The following is an 18899-nucleotide window of genomic DNA, read 5'->3' on the forward strand; positions in this document are numbered from 1 at the left end:
GCGTCAGAGCCAGCGGCGGAACGGCTCCCGGAACACCACCACGTCCGGACGTTTTCGGCTCACGGCCTTTTCCGCGAGTGTTGTCACGGAAAAGCGGGAGGCCAGAAGCGGCCAGGCCACGACGACCGTCGAGAGGGCGGCCATGACCGGATACTCCGTGATGAGCTGATCCGCACTCCAGTACGTCAGCAAGGTGAATGCGGACGCCAGAGACGCGGGCAGGGAGAAAACTCCCAGAACGAGGACGACACCCAGCGATGTCTCCAGAAGAGGCATCGCGAAACCGAAGAAATGCGGCCATCCCGCGAGAGCGAAATCCGAGAAACTCTTGAAGAATCCCGGGACCCTGCTGTTCGACTTCGCGCTGTTCGCCACCAGCAGGATGTCCGCCGCACCGAAGTGCGCCCGGTATTTCAACGTCCCCTCATGGAGCCACAGGACACCGAGGGTGACTCTGATCGCGCCGGCGAGGGCCGCCGTGATCAGAGTCAGGCGCGACGGGGAGGTCCTCATGACAGTTTCGCGGCGCCGAATACCGCCTTCGCCTTGTCGCAGTGGATGACCACGGTGCTGTACATGGACGCGTCGACGCCGTTGAGCGCGAACATCTGGGACTTCTCGTCGTACTTGACGGCCCCCAGCTGCTTGCCCGCCGACACGGCGGCCTCATCCGTGCCGTTCGTGAGGTAGACGTGCAGGTCCGGGCCCTCGTCGGAGGCGAAGCCGGACAGCGTGACGCCCGAACCGCTCACCTTGGCGGCGCCGGTCACCTTCTTGCCGTTGAGCCCCGCGAACATCCCCTGCTTGTCGGCCGCCTGCTTCATCGGCTGCGAGGCCGACATCGAGGCGGCCGCCTTCGCCTTCGTGGAGGAGTCGCCGCTGTCGGACCCGCCGCACGCCGTGAGCGTGAAGGAAATCGCAACGAGAGCAACGCCGGCCAGACCGATTTTCCGCATGCCAATTTTCCTCTTCTTGATTCCGCTGGAATCGGCGGCAATAGGAACGGGCCGCCGCCGACGTGAACAACCTACCTACGGAATGGGAGAGGAACCCCGGTTGCCGGGGGGACGTAAGAAATGCATCACATTTGCAGCCGGGGCGACTACGGCGTGAGGAGCAGCCGGGCGGCCAGCCGCATGTTGGTCTCCGCCTCCTCGGTGGAGATCTCCTCGGTGAGCATGGCCACGAACAGGCCCCACCAGCCGTAGATGAGCAGCCGGGCCCTGATGCGGTCGGTCTCCGAGGCCTCGCGGACTCCGAGGAGGCGCAGGATGGCCTGTCCCAGGGCGCTGTCGACGATGTCGATGCGGGCCGGGACGGCGGTCGCGTACTCGGTGAACGAGGACAGCGCCACCGCCGAGGCGAGCAGGGGGCTGTCCAGGAGCTTCACGCTGAGGGTGATGAGCAGCTCGGCGACCTCGGCGGCGGCGTCCGTGCCCTCGTCGGCGGGAGCGAGGTTCTCCCGACCGTCCTCGTGGTCGCCCTTGTGGTCGTCCTCGTGGCTGTTTTCGTGCCCGCCGAGGTACTGCTCGATGTGCCACTCCAGGACGGCCATGAACAGGTACGGCTTCGACGGGAAGTAGCGGTACAGGGTGGCGATGGCGACGCCGGCCTCCTTGGCCACGTCGTGCATCTGTACGCTGGCCAGCCCCTCACGGGCGCCGAGTTCGGAGGCGGCACGGAGGATGCGGACCCGGCGGGCGAGCTGGCTGCTCGACATCGGGGCCGCGGGCTGCCGTCCCTCAGCGGGTCTCGCCACGTCGTCCCCCATGTCGTCCGGTGCTCCCGCCGACGCTCAGGATGCCTCGGGGCGGGTCAGGAAGGCCAGGACCGCGCTCTCCCAGGCCGCCTTCTGCTCGATCATGGCCCAGTGGCCGCAGTCGGGCAGCACATGCAGTTCCGCTTTCGGAATCGTACGCATCGGGATCAGGGCGCTCTCCAGCGGTGTGACCCGGTCGTCGCGGCCCCACGTCAGCAGGGTCGGCGCGGTGATCTTGTGGAGGGCGGCCCAGAGGGGCTGGTCGGAGTGGGCCTGCGCGGCCTGCATGGCGGCCATGGCCTGCCGGCCGTAGATCCGGCGGGAGGCCTCCAGCGTCGCGGGGACGGTGGCGGTCTGCCAGCGTTCCTCGATGAGTTCCTCGGTGAGGAGGGCCGGGTCGTGGACCATCGACCGGAGCCACTGGACAAGGTTCTCGCGGGTCGGGTTCTCGGCGAACTCGACGAGCAGGTTGAGGCCTTCGCTGGGGCCGGGCGAGAGGATGTTGCGGCCCACGCCGCCGATGGTGACGACCCTGCGGAACAAGTCCTTGTGGGCGACGGCGAGTCCGGCGGCGACGAAGCCGCCCATGGAGTTCCCGATGACGTCGACGCGATCGAGGCCGAGGCCGTCGAGGAAGCGCAGGACCGCCTTGGGGGCCGCCATCATGGGGTTCTCGTCGATGGGATCGCTCACCCCGAACCCGGGGAATTCCAGGGCGAGACAGCGGAAGTGCTCGGCGAACACCGGGAGGTTTCCCCGGTAGTTGCGCCAGCCCGTCACGCCGGGACCGGAGCCGTGCAACAGGAGCAGGGGCGGCCCGTCGCCCGCCTCGTGGTAGCGCAACGTGCCCTCGGCGGTGCGCAGTTCGCGCAGCGTGTCCTCAGCGGTGAGTGTCATGACGGTGCGTGGCCTCCGGTCGCGGGGTGACGGGCGACAGTCACCGTGCCACCGCGCCCCGGCCGGGCGCCCGACTCCTCCCGATCAGTGGGACGTGCACGACCCCTGGTCTGCCGCGCTGATTAGCGTCGGGCTGCCAGGAGTTGACGACGGTGATGGGAGAGCCTGATGGGTGTGCGCTCACTCGGGTATGTACGGCTGGAGTCCAACGACATCGGGAAATGGAAGGTGTTCGGGGCGGATTTCCTCGGCCTCATGCCGGTTGAGGGCGGCGACCCGGAGTCTCTGTACTTCAGGATGGACGACCGTCCGGCCCGCATCGTGGTCTCCCCCGGTTCACAGAGCGGGATGACAGCCCTGGGCTTCGAGGTCATCGACGAGCGGGAGTTGGCGCGGCTCGTCGCCGACGTCGAGAAGACCGGCATCAAGGTGACCGCCGGCACCGAGGACGAGGCCGCGGAACGCAGGGTCACCGGTTTCGTCAAGTTCAACGACCCGGGCGGCAACCCGGTCGAGCTGTTCTACGGCGCGATCCTCGACCACGTCCCGGTGCACACACCGCTGGTCTCGGGCTTCCTGACCGGCGACATGGGCTTCGGGCACGCGATCGTCTCCGCCGAGGACGCGCGGGGCACCTTCGACTTCTACGTCAACACCCTCGGCTTCATCGAGCGCAACACGATGCGCTCACCGGGCGGCACGACGTGGTTCATGGGCTGCAATCCCCGCCACCACACCCTGGGCGTCACTCCGGCGCCGGGCCCCGGGCGGCTGCTGCACTTCATGGTCGAGGGGAAGACGCTGGACGACGTGGGCCGCGCCCTGGACCGGGCCGCGAAGCTCGAGGTCCCGATGATGCACTCGCTCGGCAAGCACACCAACGACCACATGGTGTCGTTCTATGTGTGGTCGCCGGAGAACTACGCCGTCGAGTTCGGCTGGAACGGTCTGCAGGTGCCGGAGCCGGTGCCCGTCTACGAGATCACCGACGGCGCGTTCTGGGGCCACCACTTCACCCCGCCGCCGCAGCCCGCCGGCTGACCCGAGCAGGTGCGAGAACAGCCCCACGGTCCACGGCCGTGGGGCTGTCCCGTGTCAGCGCTCGACGGTGACGGCCCGCTCCGGGCAGGCCAACTCCCCGTCCCTGGCGGCCTGTTCGAGTTCCGGGGGCACCTCGCCGTCGAAGGGCAGCGCGTAGCCGTCGTCGTCGAGCCGGAACACCTCCGGCGCCGCCGCCGCACACCGCGCGTGCCCGGAGCACAGCGACGAGTCGATCGTGATCTTCATGCACAACTCCGCTCTACGGCTTGTTCGTCGAGCCTGCGTCGACGGTGAACTGGAGACCCGTGACGTACCGTGCCTCGTCCGAGGCCAGGAACAGCACGGCGTTGGACACGTCCCGTGGTTCGACGTACGGGGCAAGGGGGTTCATCGCGGCCAGCGCGAACAGCGGTTCCCGCGCGGCGAGTTCCTCGATCGGGACACCGACGGTGATGCCCGTGTCGCTGACGGCGGTGGGGTGCACGGTGTTCACCCGGACGCGGTGCGGGGCGAGTTCGTTGGAGAGCGCCTTCATCAGGCCCACGACACCGTGCTTGCTGGCCACGTAGTGGGCGTACGGCACATGGCCGCGGATGCCGGCGGCCGAACTGGTGATGATGACGGAACCGCCCTGCCCCGCCTCGATCATCCAGGGGATCGCGGCGCGCACCGTGTTCCAGGGGCCCTTGAGGTTGACGTCCATGACGACGTCCCAGGCCTCCTCGGACAGTTCCCAGGCGGCGCCGATGCTCATCACGCCGGCGTTGGCCACGACCGTGTCGAGCCGCCCGAACTCCTCCCGCGCCGCGTCGACGGCGGCCCGCATCTCGGTCACCGACCGGACGTCGGCCTGGACGGCGACGCACCGGCGGCCGGTCGCCCGCACCAACTCGGTGGTCTCTTCGAGCTGTTCCTTCGACGCCAGTGGATACGGCAGCTCATCGCTGATGTCGTGGCACACGTCGGTGACGACGACATCGGCGCCCTCCTCCGCCAACCGCACGGCGTGGGAACGACCCTGACCACGGGCCGCCCCAGTTACGAGCGCGACCTTTCCTTCGACTCGCCCCACGCCAACTCCCTTTCGCTCAGCGGACATTCAGGTCCTCGGCGGCCTCGCGCAGGGCGCGCAGCCGCGTGGCGAGAAGTTCGCGCTCGGCCTCGTCGCCGGCGCCGAGTTCGGCCAGCCGGCGGGCGGTGAGCGCGATCTCCTCCTGGAGGCGGCCGTACGCCTCGTCGCGGGTCAACAGGTCGAGGTCGGTCCAGTCGGAGCGCTCTGACTCCGGCCGCCTGCTCATGCGGGGAGGTTGTAGAGGCGGCGGGTGTTCAACTCCACGATCTTGTGCACCTCGTCGTCCGGTACGTCGGCGAGGACCTCGGCCGCGTAGGCACGGCTCTTGGGCCAGTAGGAGTCGGAGTGCGGGTAGTCGCACTCCCAGGTGATCTTGTCGACGCCGATGTGGTGGCGCACTTCCACGCCGAACCGGTCGTCGATGAAGCAACCGTGGAAGTGCTTGTGGAACAGCTCCGAGGGCCGCACGGTCTGGTTGACGTTCTGGTAGAAGCGGTGCCGCTCCCAGGTGCCGTCGGCGCGCTCCAGCAGATACGGAATCCAGCCGATCCCACCCTCGGACAGGCCGATCTTCAGCCGCGGGTGTTTGTGGAGCACCGGGGAGAACAGCAGGTCGGCAGCCGCGTACATCGAGTTGGTGGCGAACAGGGTGATCGTCACCGCGAAGGGCGCCTCCGGGGCCGTCTTGGGGGCCGCACCCGAGGTGCCGAAGTGCAGACACAGCGGCATGTCGGTCTCCACGGCCGCCGTGAACACCGGGTCCCAGTGGTCGGTGTGGAACGACGGCAGGCCCAGCGGGACCGGGTTCTCCGGGAACGAGATCGCCTTGGCGCCCTTGGCCGCCGTACGCCGGATCTCGGCCGCGCAGGCGTCGACGTCCCACAGCGGCAGGATGACCAGCGGGATGAGCCGGCCGGGGGCGGTGGCGCACCACTCGTCGAGCACGAAGTCGTTCCATGCCTGGACGCAGAGCAGGGCGAGCTCGCGGTCCTGGCCGTCCAGAAAGATCGTGCCGGCGAAGCGCGGGAACGACGGGAAGCACAACGCGCCCCACACGCCGTCCAGATCCATGTCGCGCAGTCGGGCCTTCGGGTCGTAGCAGCCCGGGATCATCTCGTCGTAGCGGGTCGGTTCGAGGCCGAACTCCTCGGGCGTCTTGCCCGCGACGGCGTTCAGGCCGATGTACGGGTAGATGCGGCCCTCGTAGTTCCACACCTCGGCCGGGGCCCGGCCCTCTCCGCGCGCCTGCTCCACGATCCGCGGTCCGGCGTCCCGGTACTTCGCCGGCAGCCGGTCGGCCCACAGGCGCGGCGGCTCGATCAGGTGGTCGTCGGTCGACAGCAACTTCATCCATGGCTGCAATGGCATCGATGTGCTCCCTCGATCTCACGGACTCTCTAGCACCGGCCGAATTGTGTGCACTGTTCGCGTCCCACTGAACGGAAACCGGCTACCGGCTGCCCCACTTGACCCCGAACATGGATCACGAGCAGCCTCATCCAGCAGAATTCAGGCTACTCTTTTATCTCCGGCGGAAGGAGTCCCATGATGGGCCGAGTACAGGACAAGGTCGTCTTCATCACCGGCGCCGCGCGTGGACAGGGCCGCGCCCACGCGCTCCGGCTGGCCGCCGAGGGCGCCGACATCATCGCCGTCGACCTGTGCGAGGACATCGCCACCAACGCGTATCCGCTGGCCACTCGGGACGACCTGGACGAGACCGTGCGCCAGGTCGAGAAGCTCGGCCGGCGCATCGTGGCGCGCAAGGCGGACGTACGCGATCCGGCGGCGCTGAAGGCGGCCGTGGCCGACGGGGTGGCCGAGTTGGGGCGACTCGACGCCGTCGTCGCCCAGGCCGGCATCGCCCCACTGGGTCCCCGGCAGGGAATCCAGGCCTTCATCGACGCCGTCACCGTCGACTTCAACGGTGTCGTGCACGCTGTCGAGGCCGCCCTGCCCCATCTGCCCGACGGCGCCTCGATCGTGGCGACCGGCTCCATCGCGGCGCTGACCCCGGCGACCGTCGACAACCCGTCCAACGGCCCCGGCGGTCTCGGCTACTCCTTCGCCAAGCGCCAAGTGGCCGCGTTCGTCCACGACTTGGCGACGGTGCTGCTGTCCCGGCGGATCCGGGTCAACGCGCTGCACCCCACCAACGTCAACACGGACATGCTCAACAGCGACATCATGTACCGCTCGTTCCGGCCCGACCTCGACAACCCGACCCGCGAGGACGCGCTGCTCTCGTTCCCGGCGACGACCGGCATGGACATCCCCTACGTCGAGCCCGAGGACGTCTCCGACACCGTGCTCTTCCTCGTCTCCGACGAGTCCCGCTACGTCACCGGCATGCAGATGCGGGTCGACGCCGGCGGCTACGTCCGCAAGCGCCCCCAACTCCCCACGTTCTGAGGGGCGTTCACTCCCCGCCGGTCATGTTCCGCCGGTCATGTCCAGGGCCACCTTGCCGGTGGTCCTGCGTTCGGCGACGTCGGTCAGGGCGGTCGCGACGTCGGCGAGATCATGGACGCGGGAGACGAGCGGGCGCATCCCGTCCCGGACCATGCCGGCGAGGGCGCGGTCGGCGGCCGCCACCGCGTCCGGGGCGTACTGACGGACCGTACGGATCTCGAAGCCCCGGACGACCAGGTCCTTGAGCAACACCAGGTTCAGCGGGATGCGCGGGATCTTCCCGTCGGCGTACCCGACCGTGACGAAGCGGCCGCCCCGGCGCAACGCCCGCAGGGCGGCCTCCGCGTGGTCCCCGCCGACCGGGTCGATCACGAGGTGGACGCCCTCGCCGCCGGTCAACTCCCTTGTGCGGAGCTTGAGATCCTCGTGGACGTAGTCGACGCCGGCCTCGGCCCCGAGCTTGCGGGCGACGGCCAGCCGCTCCTCACTGGACGCGGCGGCGACCACCCGCAGACCGAGCCGGGTCGCGATGTCGACCGCGGCCGAGCCGACCCCGCCCGCCGCGCCGAGCACCGCCACCCACTCCCCCGCGCTGCCCTGTCCGACCGTGACGAGGGAGTGGTAGGCCGTGGCGTACGTGACGTGGAACGCGGCGGCGTGCACCATGTCGAGCCCCTCGGGAACCTGGCGCAGACTCGCGACGGGCACCACGACCTGCTCGGCGAACGCACCGGTGAGCACCGCACCGGCCACCGGTGAGCCGACGGGCGGGCCGGCGACACCTGGCCCCAACTCGGCCACCACACCGGCGAATTCGCTACCCGGGGTGAACGGCAGCGGCGCGGGCACCTGGTAGTTGTTCGCCACGATCAGCACGTCCGGGAAGTTGACCGCGGCCGCGTGCACCCGGACCAGTACCTCGCCCGGGCCGGGCCGGAGTTCGTCGAGTTCGACGACCGAGAGACCGCCGGGCGGCCCGTACTCCGTGCAGCGTGCGGCTCTCATCGCGCCCTTTCCATGGTCGTCGGCATCGCCGGGTCCCGAGGCAGTCCCAGCACCTGCTCGGCGATCGTGTTGCGCTGGATCTCGGCGGTGCCCGCGCCGATCGACGAAGCGCGGGTGCGCAGGAACCCCCATACCCAGCGCCCACGTTGGACCGCATGCGGGTCGCGTCGGTCGAGGATGCCGTACGGTCCGAGCAGGTCGAGCGCGAACTCGTGCAGCTCCTGCTCGAACGTCACGATGAACAGGCGTGCCGTCGAAGAGGCAGGCCCTGGTTCGCCCTTGGCCATGATGTCGGCGATGGTGCGCATGCCGGTGAGCCGCATGACGCGCACCCGGATCTCGAAGTCCGCGAGCCGGTCGCGGACGATCGGGTCGGCCGTGGCCCCGCGTTCACGGGCGAGTTCGATCAGCTCGTCCAACACCCGCCGGTACAGGGCCGCTTGGTTCATCGCCCCGGCCGCGCGCTCATGCCCGAGGCTCGTCCGCACCAGCGGCCAGCCGCCGTTCTCCTCGCCGATCCGGTTGGCGACCGGCACGCGGACGTCGTCGAGGAAGATCTCGCAGAAGTGGGCGTCGCCGGTCAGGTCCCGCAACGGCCGTACGGTCACGCCCGGGGCGTGGGCGTCGATCAGGAGGTAACTGATGCCGTCCTGGCGGGAGTCGGGCGGTCCGGTGCGGACGAGGGTGAAGACGATGTCGGCGATGTCGGCCGAACTGTTCCACACCTTCTGCCCGTTGACGACATACTCCGCGCCTTCGCGTCGTGCCGTCGTGCGCAGCGCGGGGAGGTCCGATCCCGCCTCCGGCTCGGAGTAGCCCTGGGCCCACACCATGTCGCCGCGCAGCATGGGGCGCAGATGGTGCTCCTTCTGCTCGGGCGTGCCGTACTTGATGAGGGTGGGGGCGGCGATGCCCAGTCCGGTGCCCAGGGGTCCGGGGACGCGGGCACGCGCGTACTCCTCCTGGTAGCTGACCTGGCGGGCGAAGGACAGGTCCATGCCGCCGTACGCACGCGGCCAACTCGGGCCCGCGTAACCGGAGTCGTACAGCGTGGCCAGCCACTTCTTCTGCCAGGCGATCCGCTCGACGGGGTCCTTGGGGCGGCGCCCGGGGTGCTGCTCCGTCAGGAAGGCCCGGAGGCGGGCGCGGAACTGCTCGTCGGTCTCGTCGGTGTCCTCCACCGTCATCGCGGGGCCATTCGGATGGCGCCGTCGAGGCGGACGGTCTGGCCGTTGAGGTACGGGTTCTCCAGCAGCTCGACGGCGAGGCGCGCGAAGTCGTCCGGGTCGCCGAGTCTTTTGGGGTGCGGTACGGAGGCGGCGAGGCCGTCGCGGATGTCGGCGCGGAGGCGGCCGAGCATCGGGGTGTCCATGATGCCGGGGGCGATGGTGTTCACCCGGATCTGCCAGCTGGCCAGGTCGCGGGCGGCGACGAGGGTGATGCCGTGGACCCCGGCCTTGGCGGCGGTGTAGGAGGTCTGCCCGATCTGGCCGTCGAACGCGGCTACCGAGGCGGTGAGCACTACGGCACCCCGGTCGCCGTCGACGACGTCGTTGCCGGCGAGACGGGCGGCCGCGAGGCGCAGCACGTTGTAGCTGCCGATCAGGTTGACGCGTACGACCTCGGCGAAGGTGTCGAGTTCGCCGGGATTGCGGTCCCGGTCGATGATCCGGGTACGGTCGCCGCCGCGTCCGGCGCAGTGCACGACGCAGCGCAGGGTGCCGAGTTGCTGTGCGGCATCGAGAGCGGCGGTGACCTCGGTCGCGTCGGTGACGTCGGTGCGGACGAAGCGTGCGGCCTCGCCGAGGTCGGCGACCGCCTTGACGCCCTGTTCCTCGGAGATGTCGGCGAGGACGACGCGTCCGCCACGTTCGATGACGCGCCGCGCGGTGGCCAGGCCGAGCCCGGAGGCACCGCCGGTGACGAGTGCCGCTGAACCATCGATGTTCACACCCAACTCCTCATGGTCTGCACGGTCTAGAGGCCGAGGGACTTGCTGATGATGAGCTTCATGACCTCGCTGGTGCCGCCGTAGATGCGGGTCACGCGGGCGTCCGCGTACAGGCGGGCGATCGGGGACTCGAGGATGTAGCCGTAGCCGCCGTGCAGTTGGAGACAACGGTCGACCACGCGACCCTGTGTCTCGGTGCACACCAGCTTGGTCCGGGCCGCGTCCACCGGGTCCAGTTCGCCCGCGACGAGCGCGGTGACCGCAGCGTCGAGGAGAGCTTGGGCAGCCGTCAACCCGGCATCCAGGGCGGCGAGTTCGAACTTCGTGTTCTGGAACTGGGCCAGCGGTCTCCCGAACACGGTCCGGTCGCGGACGTAGGCCACGGTCAGGTCGATCGCGGTACGGGCCTGGGCGACCGCGCCGACCGCGATGGCGAGGCGTTCCTGGGCGAGGTTGCGGCCGAGGAGGGTGAAGGCCGCGCCTTCCTCGCCGAGGAGGTTGGCGGCGGGCACGCGGACGTCGGCGAAGGAGAGTTCCACGGTGTCCTGGACGGGCAGGCCGATCTTCTCCAGCCTGCGCCCGACCGTGAAGCCGGGCATGCCCTTCTCGACCACGAGCAGGGACAGTCCGGCCCGCCGATTGTCGGGGTCGACGGCGGTGCGGGCGACCACGATGACGAGGTCGGCGTGGTGGCCGCCGGTGATGAAGGTCTTGGCGCCGTTGAGTACGAAGTGGTCGCCGTCGCGGATCGCCCGGGTGGCGATGCCGGCGAGGTCGGAGCCGGTGGCGGGCTCGCTCATCGCGATCGCGGTGTACAGCTCGCCGGAGGCCAACCCCGGGAGCCAGCGCGCCCGTTGCTCCGCATTGGCCAGGCCCGTGAAGTACGGGACGACGATGTCCAGATGGGTACGGAGGCCGCCGAGCGTGACGCAGGCGCGGGCGCACTCCTCCTGGATCACCGCGTTGTAGCGGTAGTCGTCCTGGCCGCCCCCGCCGTACTCCTCCGGGACGGCCGTGCCGATGATGCCGAGCTTGCCCAGTGCGGTGAACAGGTCGCGGGGGACGAGCCCGGCGCGCCGCCAGTCCTCGTACGACGGGACGACCTCGCGGGCGAGGAAGTCACGGACCAGCAGACGAAAGTCCTCGTGGGTCTCTTCGAACAGGGTCCGGCGCATCGGATCTCCTTCGGCTCGACCAATTCAGTATACCTAATTAGCCTCGCCGGACACAGACCGATACGACAGACCGGTGCAGCGGAACGCCCCATGAGCCCGAGGGCCGCATGGGGCGTTGCCGGTCGAATGTCAGGGAATCAGTGCCGGACTCAGTGCCACCAGGGGATCAGCGCGTCCAAGTGACGGCGCATCCGGTGCCGGGCCACCCCGGCGTCGCCCTCGACGATGGCGTCGAGGATCCGCTGGTGGACGTGCTGGACTTCGTCCGCAGCCCTGTCGCCGGGCAGCGGCCGGTCGTGGCCGGAGGCATGGCGGCGGAACAGCTCGGTGATGATCGACAGGAACAGCGCGAGCACCGGGTTGCCGGAGAGCGCGGCCAGTTCGGTGTGGAAGAGGTCGGCCTTGCGCGGGTCGTCGGCGGGGCCCTCCGTGCTCCAGCGAACGGCCTTGCCGAGCCGTTCGGTCACCTCTTTGTCGCCCTCGGCGACCCGGGCGGTGACCCGGGCGACGATGCCGAGCTCGATGGCGTTGCGGACGATCCGCAGGTCGTCGGCGGTGACGCCCTGGTACTCCAGGAACAGCGCCATGGTGTCGATGCTGGCCTGCGGCTCGGGCTCGGTGACGATCAGCCCGCCGCCGGGACCGCGGCGCATCCTGGCGACCGAGTGGTACTCCAACAGCCGTACGGCTTCCCGCAGTACGGCCCGGCTGATCGAGTAGCGGGCGAGCAGATCGGCCTCCGAGCCGAGCACCATGCCGGTCTGCCAGCCGCGCGCGGCGATGTCGTCGTGGATCCGGGCGGCGACCACTTCGGCGAGCTTGGCCCGCGGGCCCTCGACCAGTTCGGGCTCGACCACGTTGCCCGCGATCCGCTGCCCGCGTCGCACCCGGTGCTTCTCGATCCAGCCGGCCACCGACTCCAGGTGCGCAGTCAACTCGGTCTGGGCGCGGGCCCCGTCGTCGGCGATCACCGCGTCGACGACGGCTTTGTGCGCGCGGTGCGAGGTGTCCTTCGCCGCGTGCATCTCGGCCTTGGAGATACGGCGGGAGGTGTGCGCGTAGCGCGCGGTGAGCCGGGTGAGCACATCGACGAACAGGTGCAGCACCGGGTTCCCGGACAGCCGGCCGAGCACGGGGTGGAGGGGGTCCTGCGAGTTGACGCCGGGGTCGTCCCAGTGGTCGAGTTCGGCGGCGAGTGCGGTCCGGAGCGTCTCGATGCCCTCCTCGGTGATGCGGTCGGCGGCGAGTCCTGCGGCGATCGGCTCCAGCAGGAGGCGGGCCTGCAGCAGGTCCGTGACGCTCGTGCCGACGTATTCGAGGTAGATCACCATGGCGCGGGTGGCCGGTCCGGCGTCGGGTGCGCAGACGATCAGGCCACCGTTCGGGCCGCGTCGCATCCGGGCCACCTGGTGGTGCTCGACGAGCCGTACCGCCTCGCGCAGCACCGCCCGGCTCACCCCGAGCCGCTCCCGCAGGTCCACCTCGGAGCCCAACGACTCGCCCACCGGCCAGCCCTGGCGGATCACGGTCGCCTCGATACGGCGGGCGGTCTGCGCGGCCAGCTTGCCGACCGGGACACCGGTCTCGCCGTCGGCGGGCTCGCGGTCGACGGCAGTCGCCATGGCCAACTCCTCTGGGGCGGATATTGCGGGTCCCCAGTCTATTCGTCACCTGCGCCGGAGACGCGCGGTTCGGGTACCTGGAACCAAGATGAGGCCACTTTTCCAGCTGTACGAGCCTAGCAACCGGGTGAACAGCATGGTTAGAGTAACCTCATTTCGCGGCACGGCACGAGAACAGGGAGCCGACAGCGATGCGCCTGGAGTCCACGCCCGAGCTCGAAGCGTTCCGGAGGAAGGTGCGCGCGTTCGTCGCGGAGCACGCTCCGGGCACCAAAACCCATGCGGGGGTGCGCGCACCGGAGCCGGAACTGATGCCGGCGATCCGGGAGTGGACCGCCAAGCTGTACGGGGCAGGCTTCCTCGGGATCGACTGGCCGGCCGGGTACGGCGGCCGACCCGACGCGCATCCCCTGGAACCGTCCGTCGTCGCCGAGGAGATCGCCCGCGCCCGGACCTGGCAGCCGATCGGCGCCGCCTCGCTTGCTTCTGCCGCACTGCTGGAGTTCGGCACCGCCGACCAGCGGGCGCGTTTCCTGCCTCGTATCCGCTCCTGCGAGGACGTGTGGTGCCAGCTGTTCAGCGAGCCCGAGGCGGGCAGCGACCTGGCGGCGCTCCGGACGCGGGCGGTCCTCGAGGGAGAGGGTGACGACGCGGTGTTCGTCGCGGACGGCCAGAAGGTGTGGACGACCAACGGCCAGCACGCGGACATGGGCTATCTGCTCGCGCGCACCGACCGCGAGGCCCCGAAGCACAAGGGCATCACGGCGTTCGCCCTCGACCTGCGCAGCCCGGGCGTCGACATCAGGCCGTTGCGGGAGATCACCGGGACGACCGACTTCAACGAGGTGTTCCTGGACGGCGTCCGCATCCCGGCCGCGAACGTGATCGGCCGGGTGAACGACGGCTGGCGGGTGGCGATGAGCAGCCTCGGCCACGAGCGTTCCGGCGTGGGCGCCCGCGGGGTCGAACTGGTCGCCGTACTGGACGACTTGCTGCGTCTCGCCGCTCGCACGACGGTCAACGGCGGGCCCGCGCTCGACGACTCGGCGACCCGGCAGGCGATCGGCGAACTGGCCACGCGGGTGCAGGTGAACGCCGCGCTGACCGGCCTCGCCCAGTCACGGATGCTGCACGGGACGGAACAGCCCGCCGACGCCCTCCTCGGCAAGATCTTCTTCAGCGAACTGAACCACGACCTGGTCGACTTCGGCCTGGGTCTGCAGGGCACGGACGGGCTGCTCGTCGAGGGCGACGAGGACGCCGTGGCGGACGGCTGGTGGCAGGACGCCCACCTGTACTCACGGGCGTACACGATCGCGGGCGGGGCGAACGAGGTGCTGCGCACACAGGTCGCCGAGCGAGGGCTCGGGATGCCGCGGGAACCACGCTGACCGGCCACCCGACCCACTAATAGACCGTCCGGTCAATATGCGCATCACTCATTTCCGCACGGTCACCGGAGATTGATTGTACCGATCGGTCGACGTATGGTTCCGTCAGGTGCGGGGACGACGAGAGGACGACAGAACCATGACCGAGAGCGTGGCCGGAACCGACGTCGCCGAGGATCTGCCGGAGTACCCGTCGCCCCGATCGGGCCAGTGCCCGTTCGCGCCGCCGCCGGGTCTGCTCGAGCTGCACGACACGGGCAAGGCCCTCGTCCGGGCGAGGACGTGGGACGGCACGACCCCGTGGGTCGTCACGACCCACGCGGCCCAGCGGCAGCTGCTGACCGATCCTCGGCTGAGCGCGAACATCGGGGCGCCCGGATATCCGCACACGACCGAGGCGATGAAGGCGCACGCGGCCCATATCCAGCCGTCGATCAACAACACCGACGGTGCCGAACACACGCGCTGGCGGCGGATGTTGACGAGTTCGTTCACCCGGCACCGGATGGAGAAGATCCGCCCGGAGATCCAGCGCATCACCGACGACCTCATCGACAGGATGCTCGCGGGTCCCAACCCGGCCGAGCTGAACGAGGCGCTGTCCCTCCCGCTGCCGTCGCTGATGATCTGCGCGCTCCTCGGAGTGCCGTACGAGGACCACGACTTCTTCCAGGAGCACGCGGGCGTGACGAACGCGCGCTTCAAGACGCCGGAGAAGGCGGCGGAGAGCACGGCGACCGTGCGCCGCTACATCGCCGGACTCATCGAGGCCAAGATGGACGACCCCGGCGAGGACGTCCTCTCCGACCTCGGGGCGCGGATCAAGGCGGGCGAGCTGTCCATGGAGGAGGCCGCGCCCCTGGGGCACATCCTGCTCGTCGCCGGGCACGACACCAGCGCCAACATGATCACGCTGGGCACCGCGCTGCTCCTGGAGAACCCCGGCCAACTCGCGGGCCTGCGCGAGCACTCGAACGATCCGAAGTACGTGACGAACACGGTCGAGGAGCTGCTGCGCTACCTCACCATCCCGCACCTGCTGGCCCGCCGGGCCGTGCTGGACGACATCGAGATCGACGGGGAGACCATCCGCGCGGGCGAGGGCGTCATCGCGTCGCTGCCGGCCGCCAACTGGGACCCGCAGGCGTTCCCCGACCCGGAGACGCTCGACCTCACCCGCGCCGCGTCCCACCACCACGCGTTCGGCTGGGGCCCGCACCAGTGCGTGGGACAGCAGCTGGCCCGCATCGAACTCCACGTCGTCTTCAGCACGTTGTTCCGCCGGATCCCGACGCTCCGACTCGCCGTGGACGTCTCGGAGTTGAAGTTCAAGGAGGACTCCCAGGCCTACGGCATCTACGAGTTGCCGGTGGCCTGGTGATCCCTCCGGCCGGCACTCGTCACGGAAGCAGTTCGATGATCGTGGCGTTGGCCGTGCCGCCGCCCTCGCACATCGTCTGGAGGCCGTAGCGCAGGTTCCGTTGCCGCATCCGGGCGAGCAGCCGGGTCATCAGGATCGCCCCGGAGCCGCCGAGCGGATGGCCGACCGCGATCGCCCCGCCCAGCGGGTTGAGCCGCTCGGGGTCGGCTCCGGTGTCGGCGAGCCACGCCAACGGCACTGGTGCGAAAGCCTCGTTGACCTCGTACGCTCCGATGTCGCCGATGGTCAGGCCAGACCTGCGCAGCACTTTCTCGGTCGCCGGGATCGGGCCGGTCAGCATCATGATCGGGTCCGCGCCGCTCACCGCGCCCGAGTGGTAGCGGGCGATCGGCCTGAGGCCCAACTCCCTTGCCCGTTCGGGAGTTGTGATGAGCAGGGCGGCGGCACCGTCGGATATCTGGGAGGCGTTCCCGGCGTGGATCACGCCGTCCTCCTTGAACGACGGCTTGAGTTTGGCGAGCGTCTCGACCGAGGTGCCGCGCCGCAGGCCCTCGTCGACGGTGAACTTGGTGCCGTCGACCTCGACGGGCACGATGTGGTCGTCGAAGACGCCCGAGTCGATCGCCGCGGCGGCCTTGGCGTGCGACGCGGACGCGAACTCGTCGAGCCGGGTGCGGCTGAGACCCCACCGCTCGGAGATCAGTTCGGCGCCGACACCCTGGCTGAACTGGAACCCGCCATAACGGGCCAGGACGGCGGGGCCGTACGGCTGGCCGGTGGTGCGGTGCGAGCCGAGCGGGACCCTGGTCATGGTCTCCACGCCGCCGGCGACCACGAGGTCGTACTGCCCGGCCATGACGGCGTGGGCGGCGGAGTCGACGGCCTGTTGGCTGGAGCCGCAGGCCCGGTTGATCGTCACGCCGGGCACCTGCTCGGGCCACCCCGCGGCCAGCGCGGCGAACCGGGCGATGTTGCTCGACTGGTCGCCGATCTGGGTCACGCAGCCCCACATCACGTCGTCCACGGTGCCGGGGTCGACGCCGGTGCGTTCCACCAGTGCGGTGAGCACGTGCGCCGACAGGTCCGCCGCGTGCACGGCGGCGAGGGAGCCGTTGCGCTTGCCGATGGGCGTGCGGACCGCGTCGACGATGACGGCCTCTGGCATGGAAGGGTCCTCTCGGTCAGTGGGGAACTGGACTGCCTCAGTGGGGGTACTGCACGGCGGCGCCGCTGTCGACGAGTGCGTCGACGCCGGCGATCTCCCAGTCCCGGAACACGGCTCGGGTGTCGGCGCCCACAGGTGGTGCCGCCGGGCCGGGGCTCGACGGTGTCGCCGAGAAGCGGGGTGCCGCGGCGGGCTGGACGACGCCGTCGCGGGTGAACAGGCCACCGCGCGCGGCCAGTTGGGGGTGTTCCGCGGCTTCGGTGAGGCCGAGGACGGGTGCGACGCAGGCGTCGGTGCCCTCGAACAGGGCCGCCCATTCGTCGCGGGTGCGTTCCGCGAAGCGTTCGGCCAGGCGGCGGCGCAGCTCCGGCCAGGTCGAGCGGTCGTGCTGGAGGGCTGGGTCGATGTCGAGTTTCAGCAGGTCGATCAGGCGCCGGTAGAACTTGGCCTCCAGTGCGCCAACCGCCATGTGCCGGCCGTCCTTCGTGCCGTAGACGGCGTAGAACGGCCAGCCGCCGTCGAGTTGGTTGACGCCGCGCTCGTCGGTCCACGCGCCGCGCCCGAGTTTGCCGAAGGTGCTCGCGAGGAGGTGGGTGGTCCCGTCGACGATCGCCGCGTCGACGACCTGGCCGACTCCCGTGCGTCCTACGGCGTGCAGGGCGGCCAGCACGCCGATGACGAGGTAGCAGCCGCCGCCCCCGAAGTCGCCGACGAGGTTGAGCGGTATCTGCGGGGGTCCGCCGGTGTCTCCGATCGCGCCGAGTGCGCCGGTGAGAGCGATGTAGGTGAGGTCGTGTCCGGCGGCTGCGGCGAGGGGTCCGGTCTGGCCCCAGCCGGTCATCCGGCCGTAGACCAGGCGGGGGTTGCGGGCCAGGCACGTGTGCGGTCCGACGCCGAGCCGTTCGGTCACGCCGGGCCGGAAGCCCTCGATCAACACGTCGGCGCGCTCGGCGAGTTCGAGGAGCGCGGCGGGTCCGGCCGGGTGCTTGAGGTCGAGTACGACCGAACGCTTCCCGCGGTTGAGTACGTCCGCGGGGCCGCCCGCGTCGGGTTCGTCGGCCCGCTCTGGCCGGTCCACCCGGACGACCTCCGCGCCGAGATCGGCGAGCAGCATCCCGGCGAACGGTCCCGGTCCGATGCCACCGAGTTCGACCACGCGGCAGCCGGACAGTGGTCCTGTGGTCATCAACGCCCTCCCTGCCAGCCCACATTGAGGTCACTCATCCTGCTACGACGCTCTCAGCGCCCCTTCCAGACCGGCGGGCGCTTCTCGGCGAAGGCGGCGGCTCCTTCCCGCGCATCCTCGGACGAGAACACCGGCGACGCGATCTCGGCCTGCCGGGTCCACCCCTGCGCCAGCGTCCAGTCGGCGGCGGACTGTGCGATCCGCTTGGTCGCGGCGACGGCGAGGGGAGCGTTCGCGGCGATGGTCCCGGCGAGTTCCAGTGCGCCGTCGAGCGCGCCGCCCTCGTCGGTGAGCCGGTTGACCAGTCCGACCTCGGCCGCCCGTTCGGCGGTGATGGGCTCGCCGGTCAGCAGCAGCTCCAGCGCGATCGCGTAGGGGATGCGGCGCGGCAGGTGCAGTGCCGCACCCGCCCGGGCGACCAGGGACCGCTTCACCTCCGGTACCCCGACCCGCGCCGTACGGGCCGCGACGACGAGATCGCAGGCGAGCAGCAGCTCGAAGCCGCCGGCCAGCGCCCAGCCCTCGACGGCGGCGACCAGCGGTTTGCGCGGCGGGGTGACGGTGATCCCGCACAGCCCGCGGCCCTCGATCGCGGGGCTCTCGCCGCGCAGCCACGCCTTGAGGTCCATCCCCGCCGAGAACGTGCCGCCCGCCCCCGTGAGCACGCCGGCCCGCAGCTCGTCCGTGTCGTCCAGTTCGTCCACCGCGGCGGCGACACCGGCGGCCACCCCCGCATCGAGCGCGTTCCTCACCGCGGGACGGTTGATCGTGATGACCTGGACCGCGCCACGGCGCTCCACCAGCACCTCGTCCGACACCTTGCCTCCTGGGTCTTTCTCTTC

At 70.2% G+C, this 18899-nt stretch carries 20 protein-coding genes; 4 read left to right on the forward strand and 16 right to left on the reverse strand.

The genetic code is table 11. The annotated features are described in order from the left end of the window. Positions 1–3 precede the first annotated feature (3 nt). The 4 genes from OG504_RS05655 to OG504_RS05670 form a co-directional block, all read right to left on the reverse strand. Positions 4–513, reverse strand: a complete 510-nt coding sequence (locus tag OG504_RS05655; RefSeq protein WP_405988701.1) for a hypothetical protein — start codon at positions 511–513, stop codon at positions 4–6. Next, positions 510–956, reverse strand: a complete 447-nt coding sequence (locus OG504_RS05660; RefSeq protein ID WP_405988702.1) for a DM13 domain-containing protein — start codon at positions 954–956, stop codon at positions 510–512. Before OG504_RS05660 ends, OG504_RS05655 begins: the two co-directional genes overlap by 4 nt. A 146-nt stretch (positions 957–1102) precedes the next feature. Further along, the gene (locus OG504_RS05665) at positions 1103–1759 is read right to left on the reverse strand and encodes a TetR family transcriptional regulator (protein ID WP_405988703.1); all 657 of its coding nucleotides are present in this window, start codon (positions 1757–1759) and stop codon (positions 1103–1105) included. 36 nt (positions 1760–1795) lie between these two features. Beyond that, positions 1796–2656 carry an alpha/beta fold hydrolase gene (locus OG504_RS05670; RefSeq protein WP_405988704.1) on the reverse strand — a complete coding sequence of 287 codons (861 nt, stop codon included), beginning with the start codon at positions 2654–2656 and terminating at the stop codon, positions 1796–1798. Positions 2657–2824: 168 nt separating this feature from the next. On the opposite strand from OG504_RS05670, the gene OG504_RS05675 reads away from it, so the two are divergent. After that, a complete protein-coding gene (locus tag OG504_RS05675; RefSeq protein WP_405988705.1) occupies positions 2825–3697 on the forward strand; it encodes a VOC family protein in 873 nt (290 codons plus the stop codon). A gap of 54 nt (positions 3698–3751) precedes the next feature. Here OG504_RS05675 and OG504_RS05680 read toward each other — a convergent pair whose 3' ends face one another. From OG504_RS05680 to OG504_RS05695, 4 genes are read right to left on the reverse strand one after another with little or no spacing between them, the layout of a single operon-like run. Continuing rightward, the gene (locus tag OG504_RS05680) at positions 3752–3943 is read right to left on the reverse strand and encodes a ferredoxin (RefSeq protein WP_405988706.1); all 192 of its coding nucleotides are present in this window, start codon (positions 3941–3943) and stop codon (positions 3752–3754) included. A gap of 13 nt (positions 3944–3956) precedes the next feature. Then, positions 3957–4769: a mycofactocin-coupled SDR family oxidoreductase gene (locus OG504_RS05685; RefSeq protein WP_405988707.1), complete on the reverse strand. Its 813-nt coding sequence runs from the start codon at positions 4767–4769 to the stop codon at positions 3957–3959. 16 nt (positions 4770–4785) lie between these two features. After that, positions 4786–4995: a hypothetical protein gene (locus OG504_RS05690; RefSeq protein ID WP_399191200.1), complete on the reverse strand. Its 210-nt coding sequence runs from the start codon at positions 4993–4995 to the stop codon at positions 4786–4788. Beyond that, the gene (locus OG504_RS05695; protein ID WP_405988708.1) at positions 4992–6137 is read right to left on the reverse strand and encodes an amidohydrolase family protein; all 1146 of its coding nucleotides are present in this window, start codon (positions 6135–6137) and stop codon (positions 4992–4994) included. The genes OG504_RS05690 and OG504_RS05695 overlap by 4 nt, the downstream gene beginning before the upstream one ends. A gap of 177 nt (positions 6138–6314) precedes the next feature. On the opposite strand from OG504_RS05695, the gene OG504_RS05700 reads away from it, so the two are divergent. Next, positions 6315–7181, forward strand: coding sequence for a mycofactocin-coupled SDR family oxidoreductase (locus OG504_RS05700; RefSeq protein WP_405988709.1), 867 nt, complete (start codon positions 6315–6317; stop codon positions 7179–7181). 21 nt (positions 7182–7202) lie between these two features. On the opposite strand, the gene OG504_RS05705 is transcribed toward OG504_RS05700, so the two are convergent. The 5 genes from OG504_RS05705 to OG504_RS05725 form a co-directional block, all read right to left on the reverse strand. Next, entirely contained in the window at positions 7203–8186 is a 984-nt protein-coding gene (locus OG504_RS05705) for an NADPH:quinone oxidoreductase family protein (protein ID WP_405988710.1), read from the reverse strand. Then, the gene (locus OG504_RS05710; RefSeq protein ID WP_405988711.1) at positions 8183–9373 is read right to left on the reverse strand and encodes an acyl-CoA dehydrogenase family protein; all 1191 of its coding nucleotides are present in this window, start codon (positions 9371–9373) and stop codon (positions 8183–8185) included. Before OG504_RS05710 ends, OG504_RS05705 begins: the two co-directional genes overlap by 4 nt. Beyond that, entirely contained in the window at positions 9370–10137 is a 768-nt protein-coding gene (locus OG504_RS05715) for an SDR family NAD(P)-dependent oxidoreductase (RefSeq protein ID WP_405988712.1), read from the reverse strand. The genes OG504_RS05710 and OG504_RS05715 overlap by 4 nt, the downstream gene beginning before the upstream one ends. Positions 10138–10163: 26 nt before the next feature. Continuing rightward, the gene (locus OG504_RS05720) at positions 10164–11312 is read right to left on the reverse strand and encodes an acyl-CoA dehydrogenase family protein (RefSeq protein ID WP_405988713.1); all 1149 of its coding nucleotides are present in this window, start codon (positions 11310–11312) and stop codon (positions 10164–10166) included. 149 nt (positions 11313–11461) lie between these two features. After that, positions 11462–12934, reverse strand: coding sequence for a FadR/GntR family transcriptional regulator (locus OG504_RS05725; protein WP_405988714.1), 1473 nt, complete (start codon positions 12932–12934; stop codon positions 11462–11464). Between the two features lie 191 nt (positions 12935–13125). On the opposite strand from OG504_RS05725, the gene OG504_RS05730 reads away from it, so the two are divergent. Then, positions 13126–14325 (forward strand): acyl-CoA dehydrogenase family protein, encoded by a 1200-nt coding sequence (locus tag OG504_RS05730; RefSeq protein WP_405988715.1) that lies wholly within the window; start codon positions 13126–13128, stop codon positions 14323–14325. Positions 14326–14464: 139 nt separating this feature from the next. Continuing rightward, the gene (locus OG504_RS05735; protein WP_405988716.1) at positions 14465–15706 is read left to right on the forward strand and encodes a cytochrome P450; all 1242 of its coding nucleotides are present in this window, start codon (positions 14465–14467) and stop codon (positions 15704–15706) included. A gap of 19 nt (positions 15707–15725) precedes the next feature. On the opposite strand, the gene OG504_RS05740 is transcribed toward OG504_RS05735, so the two are convergent. The 3 genes from OG504_RS05740 to OG504_RS05750 are packed head-to-tail and all read right to left on the reverse strand — an operon-like array spanning position 15726 to position 18875. Next, entirely contained in the window at positions 15726–16871 is a 1146-nt protein-coding gene (locus tag OG504_RS05740) for a thiolase family protein (RefSeq protein WP_405988717.1), read from the reverse strand. Positions 16872–16908: 37 nt separating this feature from the next. After that, positions 16909–18057, reverse strand: coding sequence for a CaiB/BaiF CoA transferase family protein (locus tag OG504_RS05745; protein ID WP_405988718.1), 1149 nt, complete (start codon positions 18055–18057; stop codon positions 16909–16911). 53 nt (positions 18058–18110) lie between these two features. Further along, entirely contained in the window at positions 18111–18875 is a 765-nt protein-coding gene (locus tag OG504_RS05750; RefSeq protein WP_405988719.1) for a crotonase/enoyl-CoA hydratase family protein, read from the reverse strand. Positions 18876–18899 lie beyond the last annotated feature (24 nt).

Origin of the sequence: Streptomyces sp. NBC_00986 (assembly GCF_045162565.1) — a bacterium.
Classification (GTDB): Bacteria; Actinomycetota; Actinomycetes; order Streptomycetales; family Streptomycetaceae; genus Streptomyces.

Excerpts from the sequence above, each read along its gene's own strand:
- OG504_RS05655 (WP_405988701.1), bottom strand. The coding sequence starts at position 513 with ATGAGGACCTCCCCGTCGCGCCTGACTCTGATCACGGCGGCCCTCGCC.
- OG504_RS05660 (WP_405988702.1), bottom strand. The coding sequence starts at position 956 with ATGCGGAAAATCGGTCTGGCCGGCGTTGCTCTCGTTGCGATTTCCTTC.
- OG504_RS05670 (WP_405988704.1), bottom strand. The coding sequence starts at position 2,656 with ATGACACTCACCGCTGAGGACACGCTGCGCGAACTGCGCACCGCCGAG.
- OG504_RS05675 (WP_405988705.1), top strand. The coding sequence starts at position 2,825 with ATGGGTGTGCGCTCACTCGGGTATGTACGGCTGGAGTCCAACGACATC.
- OG504_RS05680 (WP_405988706.1), bottom strand. The coding sequence starts at position 3,943 with ATGAAGATCACGATCGACTCGTCGCTGTGCTCCGGGCACGCGCGGTGT.
- OG504_RS05690 (WP_399191200.1), bottom strand. The coding sequence starts at position 4,995 with ATGAGCAGGCGGCCGGAGTCAGAGCGCTCCGACTGGACCGACCTCGAC.
- OG504_RS05695 (WP_405988708.1), bottom strand. The coding sequence starts at position 6,137 with ATGCCATTGCAGCCATGGATGAAGTTGCTGTCGACCGACGACCACCTG.
- OG504_RS05700 (WP_405988709.1), top strand. The coding sequence starts at position 6,315 with ATGATGGGCCGAGTACAGGACAAGGTCGTCTTCATCACCGGCGCCGCG.
- OG504_RS05705 (WP_405988710.1), bottom strand. The coding sequence starts at position 8,186 with ATGAGAGCCGCACGCTGCACGGAGTACGGGCCGCCCGGCGGTCTCTCG.
- OG504_RS05710 (WP_405988711.1), bottom strand. The coding sequence starts at position 9,373 with ATGACGGTGGAGGACACCGACGAGACCGACGAGCAGTTCCGCGCCCGC.
- OG504_RS05720 (WP_405988713.1), bottom strand. The coding sequence starts at position 11,312 with ATGCGCCGGACCCTGTTCGAAGAGACCCACGAGGACTTTCGTCTGCTG.
- OG504_RS05725 (WP_405988714.1), bottom strand. The coding sequence starts at position 12,934 with ATGGCGACTGCCGTCGACCGCGAGCCCGCCGACGGCGAGACCGGTGTC.
- OG504_RS05730 (WP_405988715.1), top strand. The coding sequence starts at position 13,126 with ATGCGCCTGGAGTCCACGCCCGAGCTCGAAGCGTTCCGGAGGAAGGTG.
- OG504_RS05735 (WP_405988716.1), top strand. The coding sequence starts at position 14,465 with ATGACCGAGAGCGTGGCCGGAACCGACGTCGCCGAGGATCTGCCGGAG.
- OG504_RS05740 (WP_405988717.1), bottom strand. The coding sequence starts at position 16,871 with ATGCCAGAGGCCGTCATCGTCGACGCGGTCCGCACGCCCATCGGCAAG.
- OG504_RS05745 (WP_405988718.1), bottom strand. The coding sequence starts at position 18,057 with ATGACCACAGGACCACTGTCCGGCTGCCGCGTGGTCGAACTCGGTGGC.